This is a genomic window from Synechococcus sp. ATX 2A4, assembly GCF_024346375.1.
Taxonomy (GTDB): Bacteria; Cyanobacteriota; Cyanobacteriia; order PCC-6307; family Cyanobiaceae; genus MW101C3.
Genome location: NZ_JAGQCV010000009.1, coordinates 20,631 through 40,418, shown reverse-complemented (window position 1 = coordinate 40,418; position 19,788 = coordinate 20,631). Strand labels below are relative to the sequence as shown.

16 protein-coding genes are annotated in these 19,788 nt (G+C 66.1%); 8 read left to right on the top strand and 8 right to left on the bottom strand.

Features of this window, described 5'->3' with window-relative positions:
• Positions 1-54: 54 nt before the first annotated feature.
• A complete protein-coding gene (locus KBY97_RS09855) occupies positions 55-2,031 on the top strand; it encodes a ribonuclease J (RefSeq protein WP_255146687.1) in 1,977 nt (658 codons plus the stop codon).
• 26 nt (positions 2,032-2,057) lie between these two features.
• Here the strand turns inward: KBY97_RS09855 and KBY97_RS09850 are convergent, their stop codons facing one another.
• Both KBY97_RS09850 and tilS read right to left on the bottom strand, forming a co-directional pair.
• Entirely contained in the window at positions 2,058-2,774 is a 717-nt protein-coding gene (locus tag KBY97_RS09850; RefSeq protein ID WP_255146686.1) for a hypothetical protein, read from the bottom strand.
• Positions 2,774-3,871 (bottom strand): tRNA lysidine(34) synthetase TilS, encoded by a 1,098-nt coding sequence (tilS, locus tag KBY97_RS09845; protein WP_255146685.1) that lies wholly within the window; start codon positions 3,869-3,871, stop codon positions 2,774-2,776. The genes KBY97_RS09850 and tilS overlap by 1 nt, the downstream gene beginning before the upstream one ends.
• A gap of 15 nt (positions 3,872-3,886) precedes the next feature.
• Here tilS and KBY97_RS09840 point away from each other — a divergent pair, with 15 nt between their 5' ends.
• The 3 genes from KBY97_RS09840 to uvrB all read left to right on the top strand — a co-directional run bounded on the left by KBY97_RS09840 (position 3,887) and on the right by uvrB (position 7,342).
• A complete protein-coding gene (locus tag KBY97_RS09840; RefSeq protein WP_255146684.1) occupies positions 3,887-4,642 on the top strand; it encodes a DUF561 domain-containing protein in 756 nt (251 codons plus the stop codon).
• Between the two features lie 171 nt (positions 4,643-4,813).
• Positions 4,814-5,239 carry a phage holin family protein gene (locus tag KBY97_RS09835; protein WP_255146683.1) on the top strand — a complete coding sequence of 142 codons (426 nt, stop codon included), beginning with the start codon at positions 4,814-4,816 and terminating at the stop codon, positions 5,237-5,239.
• Between the two features lie 96 nt (positions 5,240-5,335).
• The gene (gene uvrB / locus KBY97_RS09830) at positions 5,336-7,342 is read left to right on the top strand and encodes an excinuclease ABC subunit UvrB (protein ID WP_255146681.1); all 2,007 of its coding nucleotides are present in this window, start codon (positions 5,336-5,338) and stop codon (positions 7,340-7,342) included.
• Positions 7,343-7,418: 76 nt separating this feature from the next.
• Here the strand turns inward: uvrB and KBY97_RS09825 are convergent, their stop codons facing one another.
• From KBY97_RS09825 to holA, 3 genes are read right to left on the bottom strand one after another with little or no spacing between them, the layout of a single operon-like run.
• A complete protein-coding gene (locus tag KBY97_RS09825) occupies positions 7,419-8,765 on the bottom strand; it encodes an exopolysaccharide biosynthesis polyprenyl glycosylphosphotransferase (RefSeq protein WP_255146679.1) in 1,347 nt (448 codons plus the stop codon).
• Complete coding sequence (locus tag KBY97_RS09820) at positions 8,766-10,610, bottom strand: aspartate kinase (RefSeq protein ID WP_255146677.1); 1,845 nt, start codon at positions 10,608-10,610, stop codon at positions 8,766-8,768.
• A gap of 34 nt (positions 10,611-10,644) precedes the next feature.
• Positions 10,645-11,613 (bottom strand): DNA polymerase III subunit delta, encoded by a 969-nt coding sequence (holA, locus tag KBY97_RS09815; RefSeq protein ID WP_255146675.1) that lies wholly within the window; start codon positions 11,611-11,613, stop codon positions 10,645-10,647.
• Positions 11,614-11,624: 11 nt separating this feature from the next.
• Here holA and KBY97_RS09810 point away from each other — a divergent pair, with 11 nt between their 5' ends.
• A complete protein-coding gene (locus KBY97_RS09810) occupies positions 11,625-12,248 on the top strand; it encodes a precorrin-8X methylmutase (protein ID WP_255146673.1) in 624 nt (207 codons plus the stop codon).
• A gap of 4 nt (positions 12,249-12,252) precedes the next feature.
• On the opposite strand, the gene mutS is transcribed toward KBY97_RS09810, so the two are convergent.
• Positions 12,253-15,069: a DNA mismatch repair protein MutS gene (mutS, locus tag KBY97_RS09805; RefSeq protein ID WP_255146671.1), complete on the bottom strand. Its 2,817-nt coding sequence runs from the start codon at positions 15,067-15,069 to the stop codon at positions 12,253-12,255.
• Between the two features lie 145 nt (positions 15,070-15,214).
• Here mutS and psbZ point away from each other — a divergent pair, with 145 nt between their 5' ends.
• The 3 genes from psbZ to KBY97_RS09790 all read left to right on the top strand — a co-directional run bounded on the left by psbZ (position 15,215) and on the right by KBY97_RS09790 (position 16,894).
• Entirely contained in the window at positions 15,215-15,403 is a 189-nt protein-coding gene (gene psbZ / locus KBY97_RS09800; RefSeq protein WP_255146669.1) for a photosystem II reaction center protein PsbZ, read from the top strand.
• 6 nt (positions 15,404-15,409) lie between these two features.
• On the top strand, positions 15,410-15,895 hold the full coding sequence (gene ribH, locus KBY97_RS09795; RefSeq protein ID WP_255146667.1) for a 6,7-dimethyl-8-ribityllumazine synthase: 486 nt from the start codon (positions 15,410-15,412) through the stop codon (positions 15,893-15,895).
• A gap of 195 nt (positions 15,896-16,090) precedes the next feature.
• Positions 16,091-16,894 (top strand): glycosyltransferase family 2 protein, encoded by an 804-nt coding sequence (locus KBY97_RS09790; protein ID WP_255146665.1) that lies wholly within the window; start codon positions 16,091-16,093, stop codon positions 16,892-16,894.
• A gap of 17 nt (positions 16,895-16,911) precedes the next feature.
• On the opposite strand, the gene KBY97_RS09785 is transcribed toward KBY97_RS09790, so the two are convergent.
• A complete protein-coding gene (locus tag KBY97_RS09785; RefSeq protein ID WP_255146664.1) occupies positions 16,912-18,174 on the bottom strand; it encodes a glycosyl transferase in 1,263 nt (420 codons plus the stop codon).
• Positions 18,175-19,512 (bottom strand): glycosyltransferase, encoded by a 1,338-nt coding sequence (locus KBY97_RS09780; protein WP_255146662.1) that lies wholly within the window; start codon positions 19,510-19,512, stop codon positions 18,175-18,177. It abuts the gene before it with no gap.
• Positions 19,513-19,788 lie beyond the last annotated feature (276 nt).

Genomic DNA, 19,788 nt, shown 5'->3' with positions numbered 1-19,788 from the left:
CCGCTCCGCAGCTCCATTCCCTTTCGTTCCGGATCTGATCCGGAGACACCCCTGATGACCTCAAGCACCAACGGCAAACAACCCTGTCTCCGCGTGATTCCCCTCGGCGGCCTTCACGAGATTGGCAAGAACACCTGCGTGTTCGAATATGGCGATGATCTGATGCTGGTGGATGCCGGCCTGGCCTTCCCCAGCGATGGCATGCACGGCGTGAACGTGGTGCTGCCCGACACCAGCTACCTGCGCGAGAACCAGAAGCGCATCCGCGGCATGATCGTGACCCACGGTCACGAAGATCACATCGGTGGCATCCCTCACCACCTCAAGAATTTCAACATCCCCGTGATCTACGGGCCGCGGCTGGCGATGTCCATGCTGCAGGGGAAAATGGAGGAGGCAGCGGTCACCGATCGCACCGTTATCCAAACCGTGAGCCCCCGCGATGTGGTGAAGGTGGGGCAGCACTTCAAGGTGGAGTTCATCCGCAACACCCACTCGATCGCGGACAGCTTCAGCCTCGCGATCACCACCCCCGTGGGCGTGGTGGTGTTCACCGGTGACTTCAAGTTCGACCACACCCCTGTGGATGGCGAATACTTCGACATCCAGCGCATGGCCCATTACGGCGAGCAGGGCGTGCTCTGCCTGTTCAGCGACTCCACCAATGCCGAGATTCCTGGCTTCACCCCTCCCGAACGGGCCGTGTTCCCGAATCTTGATCGCCATTTCGCCAATGCCGAAGGCCGGGTGATCGTCACCACCTTCGCCAGCTCGGTCCATCGGGTGTCGATGATTCTGGAACTGGCCATGAAGCATGGTCGCAAGGTGGGCCTGCTGGGCCGCTCCATGCTCAACGTGATCGCCAAGGCGCGCGAACTGGGCTACATCCGCTGCCCCGATGAGTTGTTCGTGCCGATCAAGCAGATCCGTGATCTGCCCGACCGCGAAACCCTGTTGCTGATGACCGGCAGCCAAGGGGAACCCCTCGCCGCCCTGAGCCGCATCTCCCGCGGCGAGCACCCCCAGGTGCAGGTGAAATCCACCGACACGATCATTTTCTCGGCCAGCCCGATCCCCGGCAACACCATCTCGGTGGTGAACACCATCGACCGGTTGATGATGATGGGGGCGAAGGTCGTGTACGGCAAAGGCGAGGGCATTCACGTGTCCGGCCATGGTTGCCAGGAAGATCACAAGCTCATGCTGGCGCTCACCCGGCCGAAGTTCTTCGTGCCCGTGCACGGCGAGCACCGCATGCTCGTGTGCCACTCCAAGACGGCCCAGTCGATGGGGGTTCCCGCCGACAACATCCTGATCATCGACAACGGCGATGTGGTGGAACTCACCCCCGATCGCATCCACAGGGGTGAACCCGTCAAGGCCGGCATTGAGCTGCTCGATGCCTCCCGCAACGGCATCGTCGACGCCAGGGTGCTCAAGGAGCGCCAGCAGCTGGCCGAAGACGGGGTGATCACGCTGCTCACCGTGATCAGCACCGATGGCGTGATGGCGGCTCCACCGCGGGTGAATCTGCGCGGCGTGGTCACCACCGCCGATGCCCGCAAGCTTTCGGTCTGGGCCGAGCGTGAAATCACCTGGGTGCTGGAGAACCGCTGGAATCAGCTCTCCCGCAACAGCGGCGGCAATGCCCCTGAAGTGGATTGGGTGGGCGTGCAGCGCGAGATCGAAGTGGGGCTGCAGCGCCGGCTGCGCCGCGAGCTGCAGGTGGAGCCGCTGATCATCTGCCTGGTCCAGCCGGCTCCCGGGGGCACGCCGGCCTACAAGGGTCGCGCCGATGCCGAGCCCGACAGCCGGCCGGCTCCCCGCACCGTGCGGCACCAGAGCCGCGAGGTGGTACGGGACGGTGCGGTGCGCACCGCACCGGCACCTGCCGCCACGCCTGTCCGTCAACTCGCGGTTGCGGCACCAGCGGCCGCCGTCGTCCATGAGGAGCCTGCGGTGGTGCGCCGCGAAGAGCCGGAAATGCCCGCGAACCGGGTGCGTCGCCGCCGCTCCACGGCGGCCGACTGATCCCGCCCAGCGGGTGGTGCCGGGCGTCAGTCCAGCACCACCCGCAGCAGGCCCTTCATCAGCTCCGCTTCCTCTGCGGGGCTGATTTCCAATGGCGGCAGTGAAGTGAGCCCCGAATCAGCGGCCCAGCGGGACGCGGGTGTGGCGTCCTCCACCAGCCGCACGTTCACGGTTTCGATCGGGGGCGGAACCGGCAGCACCGGTTCAATCGCCCCACCGCTGCTGCCGCTGGCCGCATCCCTGTCAGAGGCGGATGCCGGGGTCATGAACGGCAGTGAAGCGTCCGTGCTCCCTTCGAGGTCGAGCAGCTCCGCCTCATTGTCACCGCCGCCATTGCTCAGCCAGGGCATGGCGGCCTTGCCGCCGGCCATCCCGTCGATCGTTGGCTTGTTGGTCAGCAGATCGGGAACATTCCCGGGCTCGGGCGCGCTGGTCCGTTGCAGGGCCTTCTCGGTGAGCTCCACCCCCTGAGCCGCCAGGTCGCGGTAGGTGGGGTCGAGGGCGTTGTCGAGCACGTTGCGATACAGCTGCCCTGCGCGCACCGGCTGCTGCAGCCCATAGAAATTGATGTGGCCGAGCAGCAGCTTGAGGCGGAGCACCTGGGGACGGTTGCCCGTGCCTTGCACCATCTTCATCAGCGCTTCGGCGCCGGAGAGGGCTTCGTCGTAGCGCCCCTGGCTGTAGGCCAGCTCCACCACGCCGTAACTGCGGTCGAAGCTGGCCTGATCGAAAACTTCTGGCATCAGTGGGAGGCGGCGTGGAGGGTCGAAGCCGATGGCGGATCGGTGCGACTGGCAGACCGCTCAAGTGTGAGCGTTTCGCGCTCCCACTCCAGCCGCCAACCATCGGCAAGATCCAGGCTGCCAGGCCCGTGCTCCAGCGGCAACCGCTGCGTCAGGCGCTCCAGCTGGGAGTTCAGTGGCCCGTTGCCCGTTTCCCGCTCGATCCAATGGCGCAGCACGGCGGTCTGAGCGGCCGCGGACAGCTCGGCCAGGGCGGCACGCCTGAGGGTGCGGGGGCTGCTCAGCTCACGGAGCGCAGTGACGCCAAGAGACAACAGCTCGCTCTGCAGCGCCTGGCCATGCTCCAGCCGTTCGGCGAGGGCGTTCATGCGCCGACTGGCCCCGGGATGCAGCTCCTCCAGCACCGGCAGCACCTGGTGGCGGATGCGGTTGCGGCTGAAGCGCGGATCCGCGTTGCTGGAATCGGGCCACACGGGCAGGCCGCGATCCGCGCAGAACCGCGCGGTGTCCTCTCGCATCAGCCCCAGTAGCGGCCGGGCGATCTGCACCTTGCCGCTGCTGGGTCGCAGGCGCCGCAGGCTTGCCAGCCCCCGCAGATGGGTGCCGCGGGCCAGGTGCAGAAGCATGGTTTCGGCCCGGTCGCTGGCGGTGTGGCCGGTGGCCACCCGGCGGCAACCCAGCTGCTGCGCCAGGTGCTGCAGGCAGCGATACCGCCATTCCCGCGCTTCCGCTTCCGAGCCCAGCACCTGGGCAGGAGTGTCCAGCTCCAGCGGCAGTTGCTGCTGCCTGGCCCAGGCGGCAAGCTCCCTGGCCTGGCGGCCGGCTTCGTGGCGCCAGCCGTGGTCGCCGTGCCACAGATGGAGCTGCCAGTGGTGCAGGCGGCTCAGGTCGAGCAGCAGCCCGGTCATCGCCATCGAATCCTGGCCGCCGGAAACGGCCAGCAGCAACCGCTCCCCCGGTGGCAGCAGCTCGGGGTGCAGCAGCAGGGTCTGGTGCAGGCGCAGCTGCAGGGGCCCCCATGGGGAGCGGGCCGGCAGCTGTTTCCCCTGCCTGGCGGGCTGCTCCTCCTGCCCGGTGGGTGTGACAATGCCAGTCATCCGCTGCCCCCGCCGATGTCCCGCCTCGCCAGTCTGCCCGTTGCACTGCAAGCTTCGCTGGCCTCGCGGCGGCTGCTGAAGGTGATCGCGGGCCTCACCAACCGTGACGCTGCTTCGGTGGCGGCGGTGAGCCGGGCGGCGGGAGCCGGCGGGGCTGACCTGATCGACGTGGCTTGTGACCCCGAGCTGGTGCGGCTGGCGGCGGCGGCCTCCGGTCTGCCGATCTGCGCCTCGGCTGTCGATCCCGACCTGTTCCCTGCGGTGGTCGCTGCCGGCGCCGCGATGGTGGAGATCGGCAATTTCGATGCCTTCTACCCGCTGGGCCGCCGCTTCGGCGCCGATGAGGTGATCGCCCTCACCCGCCGCACCCGGCAGTTGCTGCCCGATGTGGTGCTGTCCGTCACCGTGCCGCACATCCTGCCGCTCGATCAGCAGGAGCAGCTGGCGGTGGCCCTGGCCGCCGAAGGCGCCGACATCATCCAGACCGAAGGCGGCACCAGCGCCCTCCCCCACAGCGCCGGCATCCTGGGCCTGATCGAAAAGGCGGCGCCCACTCTGGCGGCGGCCCACGCCATCAGCCGCGCCGTTCCCCTGCCGGTGCTGTGCGCCTCCGGCCTGTCGGCCGTGACCCTGCCGCTGGCGATCGCTGCCGGTGCCAGTGGCGTGGGCGTTGGCTCGGCCATCAACCGCCTGCACGACGACCTGGCGATGGTGGCGGTGGTGCGCAGCCTGCGCGAGGCGCTCAGCGGCATTCCGGCAGCTGTTCACTGAGGCGCTGAACCACCCGGCCGGCCAATCTCTGCGGCCGCCCTGGCGCCTTGGCTGCCCGTGGTCGCGGCGACCTTTGATTCGCCTGGCCGCTTGCCGTGAAGGATTGTGCTCTGCGGCATGGCTACCTCCTGGCGATTTGGATAGGGTTCAGCCGATCTGCACCTTTGACGCATGGGAGCCTTCGTCTGGCTGCTGCAGTGGCCCATCCGTGCCGCCATCCTGCTGATCGTGGCGGCGCTTCCCCTTGGGGTCGAGATGGCCAACTTCGGGACGGCCCTCCTGTCTGCGGTGGTGATCGGCCTACTGGGCACCCTGTTGGTGTGGCCGCTCAAACTTCTGCTCGCGCTCCCCTGGGCGGTCACCAGCCTGGGCGGACTGATCGCGCCTGTGACCTTTCTGTTCAACTGGCTGATCACGATCATTCTTTTCGCCCTGGCGGCGTGGCTGATCGAAGGCTTCCGGCTGCGCGGAGGAGCAGTGAGCGCCATCCTGGGTGCCCTGGCCTACAGCATCCTCAGCACCTTGATTCTCGGCTTGCTCGGTCTGAATGTGAGCTTTACCCGCGCTGGCCTGCTGGCTGGCGTCGGACTCGGCTGAACCTCTGCGAGGCGAAGGGCGGCCTTCCGCCCCTGCCCCGTGCGGCTTCCTTAGGATCAGATGCTTGCGGCAGGCCTGGCCTGAGATCCGAGGGGCATGGCCCGTTATCACCTCACAGCCCCCTACGAACCCAAGGGCGATCAACCGACCGCCATCGAGACCCTGACCAGTGGCGTGGAGGCGGGGGAGCGTTTTCAGACCCTGCTGGGCGCCACCGGAACGGGCAAGACCTTTTCGATCGCCAACGTGATCGCCCGCACCGGCAGGCCTGCCCTGGTGCTGGCCCACAACAAGACATTGGCGGCGCAGTTGTGCAACGAGCTGCGCGAATTCTTCCCAGAGAATGCCGTCGAATATTTCATCTCCTACTACGACTATTATCAGCCGGAAGCCTACGTTGCTGTTTCCGACACTTACATCGCTAAGACGGCCTCGATCAACGAAGAGATCGACATGCTGCGCCACTCCGCCACCCGTTCGCTATTTGAACGGCGCGATGTGATCGTGGTGGCCTCGATCAGCTGCATCTACGGCCTCGGGATCCCTTCGGAATACCTCAAGGCGGCGGTGAAGTTTCAGGTCGGGGACACGCTCAATCTGCGGGGCTCGCTGCGGGAGCTGGTGAACAATCAGTATTCCCGCAATGATGTGGAAGCGGGCCGCGGCCGTTTTCGGGTGAAAGGCGATGTGCTGGAGATCGGCCCTGCCTATGAAGACCGGCTCGTGCGCATTGAGCTGTTCGGGGATGAGGTGGAGGCGATCCGCTATGTGGATCCCACCACCGGCGAGATCCTGCAGAGCCTGGAGACGGTGAATATCTATCCTGCCAAACACTTCGTGACCCCCAAAGATCGCCTTGAAGTGGCAATCGACGCGATCCGCACGGAGCTGCGCGACCGCCTTGAAGTGCTGCATGGGCAGGGCAAATTACTGGAGGCCCAGCGCCTTGAGCAACGCACCGCCTACGACCTGGAGATGCTCAAGGAAGTGGGGTATTGCAACGGCGTGGAGAACTATGCCCGTCACCTCGCCGGCCGTCAGGCCGGCACCCCGCCCGAATGCCTGATCGATTACTTTCCCGACGACTGGCTGCTGGTGGTGGATGAAAGCCACGTCACCTGCTCCCAGCTGCATGCCATGTACAACGGTGATCAGTCCCGCAAGCAGGTGCTGATCGACCACGGTTTCCGCCTGCCCAGCGCTGCCGACAACCGCCCGCTCAAGGCGGAGGAGTTCTGGGAAAAAGCCCGCCAGACCATCTTCGTGTCCGCCACCCCTGGCCAATGGGAGATGCTGCAGAGTGAAGGCCACATTGCCCAGCAGGTGATTCGCCCCACCGGCGTGCTTGACCCGATCGTGGAGGTGCGCCCCACCGAGGGGCAGGTGGATGATCTGTTGGCAGAAATCCGGGTGCGGGCGGAACGCTCGGAGCGCAGCCTAATCACCACCCTCACCAAGCGCATGGCGGAGGATCTCACCGATTACCTGGCCGAGAATGGGGTGCGTGTGCGCTATCTCCACTCCGAAATCCACTCGATCGAGCGCATCGAGATCATCCAGGATCTCCGCAATGGCGTGTTCGATGCTCTGGTGGGCGTGAATCTGCTGCGCGAAGGGCTCGATCTTCCTGAAGTGTCGCTGGTGGCGATCCTCGATGCTGACAAGGAAGGCTTCCTGCGGGCAGAGCGTTCCTTGATTCAGACGATTGGCCGCGCCGCTCGCCACGTGAGTGGGGTGGCGCTGCTCTACGGCGACAACCTCACGGATTCGATGGCGAAGGCCATCTCCGAAACCGAGCGGCGGCGTGCCATCCAGCATGCCTACAACCAAGAGCACGGCATCACACCCTCCCCCGCCGGCAAGCGGGCCGGCAACTCAATCCTGGCCTCCCTGGAGGTGTCCCGCCGCCTCAACGACGATCAGCTGGAACAGGCTGTGGAGCTGGCTGTTCACAACGAAGCCCCCTTGGATGCGCTGCCGGAGCTGATCACCCAGCTGGAGGAAAAGATGAAAATGGCGGCCAAGAATCTGGACTTCGAAGAAGCTGCCAACCTGCGCGATCGCATCAAGCAATTGCGCCAGAAGCTGGTGGGTCACCATTAAGCAACGCGCAGGGCCACTCCCCAACGCGCAGGGCCACCGCTGAGAGCTGACGCCGTTGCACGCGGGCGGCCTTTGTTCAGCGCCCAGAGGCCTTCAGCACCGTCTTGATCGTTTTTGCCAGGATCAGCAGATCCAGCCAGATGCTGCCGTTGCGCAGGTAGTAGAGGTCGTAGCTGAGTTTCAGCTCCGCATCCTCCACGCTGGAGCTGTAAGGCATGTTCACCTGCGCCCAACCACTCAGGCCTGGGCGGATCCAGTGCCGCAGGCGGTAGTGGGGGATGCGCTGCTCCAACTCCCCTTCCAGCTCCGGCCGCTCCGGCCGTGGGCCGATCAGGCTCATCTCGCCGCGCAGCACATTCAGCAGCTGGGGCAGTTCATCGAGGCGGGTGCGCCGCAGCCACACCCCCACCGGGGTGATGCGCTGATCGTTCGGTTCCGACCACCTTGCCCCGCCCAGCTCCGCCTGCCGCACCATCGAGCGCAGCTTGATCACCTCGATGGCTTCGCCCATCAGGCCGGAGCGGCGCTGGCGGTAAAACACCGGCCCGCCATCGCTCCAGCGGATCAGTGCCGCAGCCGGCAGCAGCAGCGGCGCGGCCAGCAGCAGCAGCAGCAGGCTGATGGCCACGTCGGCGAAGCGTTTGAGCTGCCTCTCCACAGTGGGCTGACGCCCTTCGATCCGCCCGGAAAACAGCAGCCACTGGTGCCCCACCCACTGCGGCGGGATGCGCTGCAGTTCCTGCTCGGCCATTTCGGCAAGGGTGGTGAGCGGCCCTCCCAGCCAGGCCAGTTGCTCCGCCCGCCGCATCAGGGCGGGGTCAACCTGTACACCCGGGCTGAGCGCGATGCCATCCAGCCGGCCCGGCAGCGGTTCACGGTCCGGGGGGTCGCCGTCCATCGGAGCTTCCTGGGTGCGTGCGTCGTGGATGGCCAGCGCCGGTCGTCCCGTCTGGCGCGCCCATTCCCGCTCGATCGCCGCCATTTCCTCCGGCAGTGCCAGCACCCGCCAGTGGTCGCTGCCGGGGTGGCTGGAGCGGTGCCGGATCGCCAGCCGCACCAGGGCGCTCCACAGGGCCAGGAGCGCGAACAGGGGAATAAGGCTGCCGCGGTGCAGCACGGCGACAGCCGGGCCTGCCCGCACCAGCCAGCCCAGCAGGGCCGCGGCACTGAGCGACACCGCGCTGGTGACTCCGAGCCGCAGGGCCAGGCGTGTGCGGCGCAGGTCGGAGCGGCGCAGCACGGTGTAGGAGCCGAACAGCCAGCCGAAGGTCCAGTAGAGCAACACCAGCACCAGCAGCAGGCCGGCACTTGGGTCGCTCGGCGCCTGGCGCGCCCGGCCGATCAGCAGGGCCAGCACGACCAGGCCGGCGGCATCGAGCGCCGCCGCCAGGGCCAGCCAACGGCGGGTGGAGAGCCAGTGCACTTAAGCGCCCGCGGGGAGGGCGGCGTCGTGGCTGGTGGGGGCCTCGCTGCCTTCCGCCTGATGATTGTCCTCGCCGCCCAGCGCGAAGCAGGCGTGCACCGCCTGCAGGGCTTTCACCCCGTCGCCTTCCGCCACCACGCAGCTGGTGCGGATCTCGCTGGTGGCGATCATCTCGATGTTGACGCCCGCGGCCGCCAGGGCCCGGAACATGCGGCCCGCTGTGCCGGGGGTGCAAGGCATGCCTGCGCCCACGGCGCTGACCCGGGCGATCGCACTGCCCTGCTCAAAGCTGGCCGCCGGCCATTGCAGCAGCAGCGGCTGCAAGGCCTGGCGGGCCCGCGCCAGATCCTCCCGTCGCAGGGTGAAGCTCATGTCGCGGCTGCGGCTGGGCCCTTCTCCACGGGTGCGCTCCGATTGCACGATCGTGTCGAGGCTGATGCCCGCATCCGCCAGGCTGCGGCAGACGGCGGCGGCGGTGCCGGGCCGATCGGGCACCTGCCGCACGGCCACCTGGGCCTGATCCCGATCGAGCGCCACGCCCCGCACCGCAGGATCGTTGACCTTGCAGGGCAATGGGTTGTGGCGCAGCTGGTGCTCCTGCAGCTCGAACACCTCGGCGGCGGCCCGCAGGGCGCGGTGGCCCTGACTGCCGTCCACCAGGCAACTCACCTTCACCTCGCTGGTGGCGATCATGCGCAGGTTGATGCCGTAGCGCGCCAGGGTGTCGAACAGGCGCGCGGCAATGCCCGGCCGCCCCATGATCCCTGCCCCGGAGATGCTCAGCTTGGCCAGGCCCGGCTCGCTGCTCAGGGCCGTGTCATCGGCCTGGAGGTCGCCGAGCAGGTTGCGGCACACCGTGAGTGAGGCCTCCAGCTGATCCTCCGCCAGGGTGAAGGCGATGTCGTTGGTGGTGCCGTCGTGGGTCGACTGCACGATCAGGTCCACATTCAGGCCGGCGGCCGAGAGGGCCTCGAACAACAGGGCGGCCACACCGGGCCGGTCGGGTACGCGGGTGAGGGCCAGCACCGCCTGGTGCTCCTCGAGATCGGCGCCGTCGACAGGACGGCCCAGCTCCAGTCCACCGCTGCCGATCGGGCGCGGCGGTCCACTGGTGAGCCGGGTGCCGGGGGCCTCGCTCCAGCTGGAGCGCACCACCAGCGGCACGCCGTAATTGCGGGCGATCTCCACCGCCCGTGGGTGCAGCACCGAGGCGCCGAGGCTGGCCAGCTCCAGCATCTCGTCGCAGCTCACCTGCTCCATCAGCTGGGCATCGGCCACCTGGCGGGGGTCGGTGGTGAGCACCCCCGGCACATCGGTGTAGATCTCGCACACCGAGGCCGCCAGGGCCGCCGCCAGGGCCACGGCCGAAGTGTCGGAGCCGCCACGGCCCAGGGTGGTGATTTCCGGCGTGCCGGCGCTGCCGCTGCTGGTGCCCTGGAAGCCGGCCACCACCACCACCTGGCCCTCCTCCAGCAGCCGCTCGATCCGGTCGGTGCGCACCTCCAGGATCCGCGCGCGCCCGTAGGACGATTCGGTGACGATCCCCACCTGGGCGCCGGTCATCGACACGGCCGGCACCCCGATCGCCTGCAGTGCCATCGCCAGCAGGGCGATCGACACCTGCTCGCCGGTGGCCAGCAGCATGTCCATCTCCCGCTGGGGAGGGGTGGTGGTGATCGCCCTGGCCAGGCCGGTGAGTTCGTCGGTGGTGTGGCCCATGGCCGACACCACGATCACCAGATCGTGGCCCTCCTCGCGGCTGGCGGCGATACGCCGCGCCACGGCCTGCAGGCGCTCCACGCTGCCGACGGAGGTGCCCCCGAACTTCTGAACCAGCAGGGCCATCCCGGTGCGCGCGCGAACAGTGGATTGGTCCTGATTATCGGAGTGGGCCTGCCAGGAAACCATCGCGGAAGGCGTCGCCGGCTTCGGTGCCCCGTTTGAGCGCCGCCTCCACCTCCAGCAGCTGCCCCAGCAACCGCAGCAGTCGCTCCGCCGACCGTCCGCGCAATTGCTTGCGCAGCACGTAGATGCGCTTGGGGTTGCCGATGCCGGCCGCCTTGGCGATCACGGCCACGTCCTGTTCGCCCTGGGCGTCCAGCAGGCTCACCCACACCCAGCCCCGCAGCTGGCCGGCAAGAGTGGCCACGATCCGCAGTGCCGGTTCCCCCGCCCGCACCAGCTCGTCCACCAGGGCGATGGCCTCGCCGGCGTCCCCGCCCAGCAGCGCTTCCCCCACCGCCAGGCTGCTGGTGCTGTGGCCCGCCACCAGCGCCGCCACCGCCGCGCCATCGATCGGGCGCTCACCGCAGAACACGGCGAGCTTTTCCAGCTCACTGGCCAGGCGGGCGCTGTCGCTGCCGACCGCACCCGCCAGCGCTTCGATCGCCTCCGGTGTGGCCGTCAGGCCCAGGGATCGGGCGGTGGCCCGCACCAGCTCCAGCTGGCCCTGACCGTCCCACACCGCCGGCAGCACGAAGCTGCGCTCGTTGGCGATCGCCTTGAGCGCTTTGGTGGTGCGCAGGCGTGCATCCGGTTTGCCCTCGCTCACCAGCACCAGGTGGCTGGTGGCGGGGATCAGCTCCAGGCTGGCCTCCAGTTGTGTGGCCAGCTCCGCCGGGCAGGTGTGGCAGAAGGGGCTGCGCTGCAGCACCACCACCCGGTCACCGCCACCGAACGGGCCGGTGCGGGCCTCGATCAGGGATTGGCCGGCCTGGGCCGCCTCATTGCCATCGAGCCAGCTGAGGTTGATGCTTTGCCAGACCGGATCCACCGACGCGGTGATCAGCTCCTCCACCGCCCGCTGGCGGCTGGCCTCGTCGTCGCCCCAGTAGAGATGGATCGGCATCGGGGCAGGCCGTGGACCATCCGATCTTCACCGAAAGCGTGCGACGGATCCGGGGCTGGTTGGGGCCCACCGGTCTTGACCCCGTGCAACAGGAGGTGCTTGAGCGCCTGGTGCACAGCAGTGGCGATCTGAGCATCGCGCCGCAGCTCTACTTCAGCCCGGGCGCCTGCGCCGCCGGCCTGGCGGCCCTGGCGGCCGGAGCGCCGATCCTCACCGACACCGCGATGGCGGCTGCGGCGGTGACCCCGATGGCCCGCCGCAGCTTCGGCAACCCGGTGCACAGCGTGCTGGCCTGGGCGCCGGCACTGGCCCCGGAAGGCAGCACCCGCACCGCTGCGGGCATGGCCCCGGCTCTGGCGGCGCTGCCGGGAGCAGTGGTGCTGATTGGCAGTGCTCCCACCGCACTTGAACGCCTGCTGGAGCTGGTGGGCGGCAACGACCCGGCGGCGGGCGTGGTGCCGCCGGCCCTGGTGATCGGCATGCCGGTGGGTTTTGTGGGGGTGGCCGAGAGCAAGCGCCACCTGGCCGCCAGCGGTCTGCCCCAGATTCGGCTGGAGGGCAGCAAAGGGGGGGCGGGTCTGGTGGCGGCGACGGTGAACGCCCTGCTGCGGCGCGCCTGGCTGGATCGCGCCTGAGGCCCTAAGCCGCCACCTGCAGTCCCACCACCACATGGCTGTTGGCCTCGATCCGTCCGAGCACCTGGCGGGCGCGGCGCACCACCTGCTGCGGCACCCCGGCCAGGCGGGCTGCCTCGATGCCGTAGCTGCGGCTGGCGCCGCCAGGGCGCACCTGATGCAGGAACACCAGCTGTTCGCCGGTTTCCTCCACCAGCACCTGAAAGTTCGCCACATTCGGCAGCAGCTCAGCCAGCTCGTTGAGCTCGTGGTAGTGGGTGGCGAACACCGCCCGCGCCTGCAGGCCGTCGGCCAGGTGCTCCGCCACCGCCCAGGCGATCGAGAGGCCATCGAAGGTGGCGGTGCCGCGCCCGATCTCATCGAGCAGCACCAGGGACCGATCGGTGGCGTGGTGCAGGATGTTGGCCGTTTCGGCCATCTCCACCATGAAGGTGGACTGGCCGGTGGCGAGGTCATCCACCGCGCCGACCCGGGTGAAGATGCGGTCGCAGAGGCCGAGCCGGGCGCGGCTGGCGGGAATCCAGCTGCCGATCTGGGCCATCAGCTGCAGCAGGCCCGTCTGGCGCAGATAGCAGCTCTTGCCACTGGCGTTCGGGCCGGTGAGCACCACCAGATCGGGCTGGCCCGCCTCACCCAGCTGGATGCCGTTGGCAGTGAAGGGTTCCTCCACCAGCAGTTGCTCCACCACGGGATGGCGACCGGCCTCGATCCAGAGGCTGCGGTCGTCGGTGAGCTCGGGGCGGCAGTAGCCGCAGGTGGCGGCCACCTCGGCGAGCGAGGCGATCGCATCGAGGCGGGCCACGCGCCGGGCGGCGCTGCGGATCGGTGCGGCCAGCGCGCCAACGGCGGTGCGCAGCTCACTGAACAGTTCGTACTCTCGCTGGGCGGCGCGGGCCTGGAGCTGCAGGATGCGCCCCTCGCGCGCCTTGAGTTCAGGCGTCACGAAGCGCTCCTCGTTGGCCAGGGTCTGGCGCCGGATCCAGTGCTCCGGCACCCGTGTGGCCCGGGCCCGGCTCACCGAGAGGAAGTAGCCGAAGGTGCGGTGAAACTGCACCCGCAGCGAGGGGATGCCGCTGCGTTGCCGCTCCGCCTGCTCCTGTTCCACCAGCCAGGCCTGCTGGTCGTCGAGACGGTTGCGCAGCCCATCGAGCCGCACGTCGACGCCGTCGTGGATCAGCCCCCCTTCCGTGAGGCTCAGCGGCGGGGTGTCCTGCAGGGTGTGGCGCAGCTGTTCCACCAGCGCCGCCAGTTCGCCCGGGGAGTCGCGCAGCGCCGCCAGGGGCTCGCTGCGCGCCGCCGCCAGCAGCGCCGCCAGCCGCGGCAGCCGCTCGAGTCCATCGGCGAGGGCCACCAGATCCCGGGCCGAGGCGGTGCCCGCGCCGGCCCGGCCCGCCAGCCGCTCCAGATCGCCCATCGGCCGCAGCAGCCGGCGCAGGGCCAGCCGCAGCCCGCGCTGCTCCACCAGCTCACTCACGCCCTCCTGACGGGCGTGGATGGCGGCGCGGTCCATCAGCGGCGCCTCCAGCCAGCGGCGCAGGGCCCGGCCGCCCATGGCGGTCATGGTGCGATCGAGGGCCCATAGCAGGGAGCCGTGGAACTGGCCGTCGCGCTGGGTGCGAGTGATCTCCAGGTTGCGCCGCGTCTGGGCATCGAGCACCAGCTGATCGCCGGCGAAGCGGAGGGTGGGTGGATCGAGGGGCACCACGCCGGCGGCGGTGCTCCGGGCACCGGCCTGGTTGTCGTCGAGGTAGCGCAGCAACCCGCCCGCCGCCCGCAGCGCCAGGGGCGCCTCCGCCAGCCCGAGCCCGTCGGTGGTGGCAAGCCGAAAGCGCTGCAGCAGTGTGCGCCGCGCCTCCGGCAGGCTGAACGGCGTGCGCGCCAGCCGGGTGAGGTGCAGGGCCGCTGGGCACCAGGCAGGCTTGCCGGCTGCTGCTGCGGAGGCGTGGTCCGGGTCGGCGCCGTCCGGGAAGGCGGTGGCGTCGGGATCGGGCCAGATCAGCTCGGCCGCCTCCAGTTGCAGCAGCTCCTGGTGCAGGGCATCACTTCCCTGCCGCTGGGTGAGGCGGAACTCGCCGGTGCTCACATCGGCCACCGCCAGCCCCCAGTCGGCCTGCTCCAGCACCACCGCCGCGAGCCAGTTGTTGCGCCGGGCCGCCAGCATCCCCTCCTCCAGCACCGTGCCGGGGGTCAGCACGCGGGTGATGTCGCGCTTCAGCAACGCCCCCTTGGCGGCGGTGGTCTCCAGCTGGTCGCAGAGGGCGACGCTGAGGCCGCGGCGCACCAGCTCACTGCAGTACCGCTCGGCGGCGTGATGGGGGATGCCGGCCATCGGCACCCGGCCGATCGTCTTGCCGGCGTCCTTGCCGGTGAGCGTGAGCTCCAGCAGGCGGGACAGCTGGATGGCGTCCTCGAAGAAGCACTCGAAGAAGTCGCCGAGTCGGTAGAGCAGCACCCGCTCCGGGTGGGCGCGCTTGAGCTCGGCGTAGTGCCGCAGCATCGGCGGCAGGGCTTCCGGCGCCACCAGATTGTGGTGGTGCCAGCGGGGTTGGTCTGCGGCGGCGGCGTCCTGCCCACCGGTTTCGCCATTGGCGCTGGCGGGGGGCTCGTCCGGCTCGGGGCTGGCGGGGAGGCTGCGGCGCGAGTGGGCCCGGGGCCGGGCGGCGGCCGCTGCCGCCAGGGCGCCGTCCTCCAGGTCGGGATCGCCCGGGCTGCTGCTCTCGCTATCGCCAGGGGCGTCAGCGGGCTCGGCGGCGGCGAACAGGCTGCCCTGAAGCGCCTGCTCTGGCACCAACGGGAGCTGGCGATCGGCGTCGGCGCCCACGGGCGGCTCCTGGCTGCAGCGATGGTAAGGGCCCCGGGCCAGCTGCTCCCCCACAAGATGTGAAGGATCCGGCGGCCGCCTGCGGATCAGGGAAATCCCACGTGGGAAGATCGAAGCACTGCCATCCCCAGGCCCCGCAGGTCCCATGCAGATCCTCAACACCCTCACCGTTCTGGCCCTGGTGGTGATGTCGTTCGCCCTGATCGTGGCGGTGCCGGTGCTCTACGCGAGCACCGAAGACAGCGGCCGTTCCAACCGCCTGATCCTGCTGGGTGGCGCCGCCTGGGTGGCCCTCGTTCTGCTCAACTGGGGCATGAGTTACTTCGTGGTCTGAGGCCCTTTGGCGGTTTTCGAAGGACGGTTCACCGAGGTCAGTGGCCTCCGTATCGGCATCGTTGTGGGCCGGTTCAATGATCTGGTCACAGGCAAGCTGCTCAGCGCCTGTCTGGATGCCCTCTCGCGCCACGGCATCGACGTTGCCCCCACCAGCGAGCAGCTGGATGTGGCCTGGGTGCCCGGCAGCTTTGAGATTCCCCTGGTGGCGCAGCGCCTGGCGGCCTCGGGCCGCTACCAGGTGGTGATCACCCTTGGGGCCGTGATCCGCGGCGACACGCCCCACTTTGATTACGTCTGCTCCGAAGTGAGCAAGGGCGTGGCGGCCGTGGCCCGCGATACGGGCGTGCCGGTGATCTTCGGTGTGCTCACCACCGATACCCTCCAGCAGGCACTGGAGCGTGCCGGCATCAAGAGCAACCTGGGCTGGAGCTACGCGCTGCAGGCGTTGGAGATGGGGAGTTTGATGCGGGTGTTGCCGTTTCCGGGCTGAGGGCTGGCTGCAGCTGCCCTTCTGGCGGAGTGGAGCGGGGGCAGTGCCAGCTGGGGTGGAGTCGGATCAGGAGAAGAGCTTTTTCAAGATGCGCTTTGAGCAGATCTCCACGATTCGTACAACGCTTTTCGCTCACGTCCATCAAGACCATAAGGATGGCGAAGCCGGCGAAGTGATGATGAGAAAATCACCCTCATGACAGTCGCAAGCGCGTTCCGCTGCCTTCTGATTTTTGTCGCGTATCACCCCGGTGAAGCGGAGGTTTCGCGTTTGCAGGCCTGCCTTGCCCGGTTGGCGGATGATGTCGGCTACGCCGTGATCGCTAACGACCACAGGCCCGGTGAAGCGGTGGATGTGCTGCGTGAGGGCGCCACCCTGTTTGTGTCCAGCCAGAGCAATGCGGGGTATGGCAGAGCCATCAATCAGGTGGTGCGCACGCTGGCCGAGCAAGGGGAACTGCCAGAATTCCTGGGGGCGCTCAACACCGATCTGGCCTGGGAGCAGGGGACGTTTGAGACTCTGCTCAATTGGCTGGTTGCTCACCCCGATGTGGCATTGGCGGTGCCGCAACTGTTGGATCCCGAAGGAATCCCTCAGCGCCTGTGCAAGCAGCACCCCACACTGCTGGGCCTGTTCAGCCGAAGATTCATCCCTGAACGGTTCAAGCCGAGCTGGTTACGCCGCTACGACTGCTGGTATGTAATGGCTGGCCATGACTACTCTCAGGTGCTGGATGTTCCCTATCTAAGCGGTTGCTGCATGCTCATGAGAGCATCAGCCTTCATCGCCGTTGAGGGCTTTGACGACACCTTCTTTCTTTATCTTGAAGATGCTGATCTGACTCGAAAAATGGCGCGCGTTGGCCGCACAGTGCACTTGCCAGAAGGAGCCGTCACTCACCATTGGGGACGAGGCAATCACCGCAGCAAGCGCCTCACGCTCGTGAATTTTCACAGCGCCTGGATCTACTTCCGGAAGTGGGGCACCCGCTGGATGTGAATCCTGGAATGATGCATTCAGCTGAAACGGCGACGCAGACCGCCAATTCCTTCTTGACGCAGAATCTGCCACCCTTTACGCCCAAGTTCAATGCCGGTGCGGGGGTCTTTGATTGCCTCACGCAGAAGATTGCCCACTGAAGAGGGCAGGGCTGCCGCTGGATCGTTGAGCACGAAGCCGGGGGTTAGGGCAGATTGAAGCTGCCGCAGAGTGGCTTGTCTCTTCTCAGCATCGAACAGCCCCGGGAAGTCTTTCAGGGCCCGTTGATCCCACCATGCCTTGTATCCAGAAGCGATGTAGGGATCGGGATAGGCCTTCTGAAGATCACGTCTTAGGCGATAGATCAGGCGCTGATCAGAGTTGATGGGGCTCCCATCACTGAAACGACCAAATGCCCAAGGCCTTTTTGTGAACTTGTCGTCGCCGAGATGACGAACCCGCTCGCTATACCATTGGATCAGTTCGGCCATGAATGGATTGTTGCCCGAGTTCTTCGCCGCCATCACGCGATGGGCGCCGCTGTCAAAGCCGGTGAAGTGATAGAACCCCAATGGCTCGCCATCAACCTGATAGGTTCCGTCAGCTGCTTTTTCCAGGCATCGGGTTGTGATGTTCCATGTGGCCAGGTTGTGCCGTCCGTTTCGGATGATGGCCACACCTGGGAAGAAAGCGGGAACCAGATCAATCCAGCGTTGATCTGTGAACAGGCCATTGGGGATGTCATCACGGCAGAAGTAGTAAAGCCTTTGAGACCACCACTCCGCAAATGCGAGGCCGATCGGGCTTACGGCCACACCCAGAAAGCCAAGGTTATAAATGCCATGTTTCAGGCTGCAGATTTCATTGTCAATGATGGCGGCCAATGTGTCGTCAGGAAATGTCTGATGGGGGGTGAGAATGATCGGTGCTTCCTCAAGCGCTTGCGAAAGATCATCGAGCCGCGAGAAGGCAACCGTGTCTGGATCCATGTACAACACCTGATCGCCCGGCTCACCTTCCTTGAGCAGCTTCTTGAGCATGAACGGCTTGATCGCCGTGGCTAGCTCGGTGATGCCATGACAGAAGGACCAGCCTCGCCACTCGGGAATATCAAGCTGATCAATCGGTACGATGGAGTCGAGAGGTTCCTGGCTGTAATCAATGTCCACATCAAGGGTATCGGCCAAGACGAGATACAACTTCCACTCGGGGTGATGCTTCCTCAGGGACTCAAACAGAATCCGCACCTTGGGCAGATAGTTGAGGGCGGCACTGGTGAAGACGTGAACTTGAGATGACATCTAGGATGATGATTGAGAAGTGGAAGAGTAGTGACGTCGAGAGAACATTCTCAGTTCCTGCAGTAGCTCCTCTGGACGTCGCGATGAAAGGAGGAACCCTTTTGAGTATGTACGTATTCGCTCGGCAGGCGCACCCAAGTCAAAGCATACGATAGGCAGTCCAAGCTCCATCATCTCTTGTGCCACATAGGAGAAGGTTTCAGGCCAGATAGAAGGTAGAAACATTAAATTGGCGCCAGAACGTCGAATCTCCTCGGCCAGGTTGTCGTGGCGGTAGGGGCCTGTTTCACTCACAATGGTCTTGTCGGCATTGGTTTCGAGCGTGCCGATCACAGCAATGCGCTCGGTTCCGCGTTGGCGCCGTATCTCAGCCGCAAGATCGCGCACCACTTCTGCCCCCTTGTGCAGGCCGATTTGCCCAACGATCCCGATCACAAGTGGTTCAATGCTGCCAACCTTGATGGTTTGGCCTCGTAGATACGTGACTTCATGGGGTTGCACTTGGAGGACATCTGGGGCGACGGAATCAGGGAATGCCTTCTGCAATAGTGACGCAGAAGCCTGGGAGAAGGCGAGAATTGTGTCTGCTTCTTTGATCACCTCTTGCCAAGCAGAGCGCCATTGATGGATGTCTCCGCTGAAGAGGCTTGTGAATCCATGGGGATTCACTGGTAGACAGTGACGACACGCATCGGCATCGGGGATTCCGCAGTAGGCCCCTGATTTATCGAGCAGAAAATGAGACGGGCAAATCATGAAATAATCATGAAGCAACAGAGTTAGCTTGCCACCATTCTTTTGCTTCAAAGTCGTCAGAAGTCTTGGCACCTCTTCGGGATTAACAAAGGAGACTGCGGTATTGTAGATAATGTCTATGAGTTTAATTCTTTGCAGAGAAGAACTCAGCTCCTTCTCGGAGGCAGCCAGAAAGTGATGGGTCACTTCTAATCGTCGAACCGTCAGAACAAGGCTGAGTTGAGTCACTTGAAATCCAACGACCAAAACAGTATCTCCCTGTTCCAGATACTGGCGAGTGAGCCGTTCGCGATACTGATTTGCCCCACCACCCAGGCGATGGTCCACCACCAAGTGAACCCTCTCCTTCCCTGTCGGTTGAGCTAGGTGGAGCAGCCGACCGGCATCCGGAATCTGCGTTGATGGTTGGTCGCTCAACTGCCGCTGAATCTTTTCGTGCAACACACCAAGCTGCCCGCGCGCGATCAGGCCAACAGCTTTAAGGCTGTAGTGGCGGAAATGGGCCAGACGAATTCTCATCTGGGCCAGCAGAGGGCGGCTGGTGGTTATGGCGCGCCAGCGCTCTTCGGGGATGGTCAGCAAGAGCTCCCGTCCGTCAACAAGCACACAGCGAAGGCGCAACTTGTCCGTTGAGCATGGAACAACTGGCCATGCTCCGAGTCCAGTGAAGCCGGAATGGAGCGCCTGCTGATCCTGGGAGTGAATCAATCCAACGTCTTGGCGAGGATTCCCGGAACTGAGCTGAAAGGAGCCGACCAATTGATCTGTAGAAGAGATCAATTCCAGCGAGATATCAGTGCATGGCTGACGTGGACTGTAAAACCACCCACAGACATAGAATGACTTGCTATTCAGTCT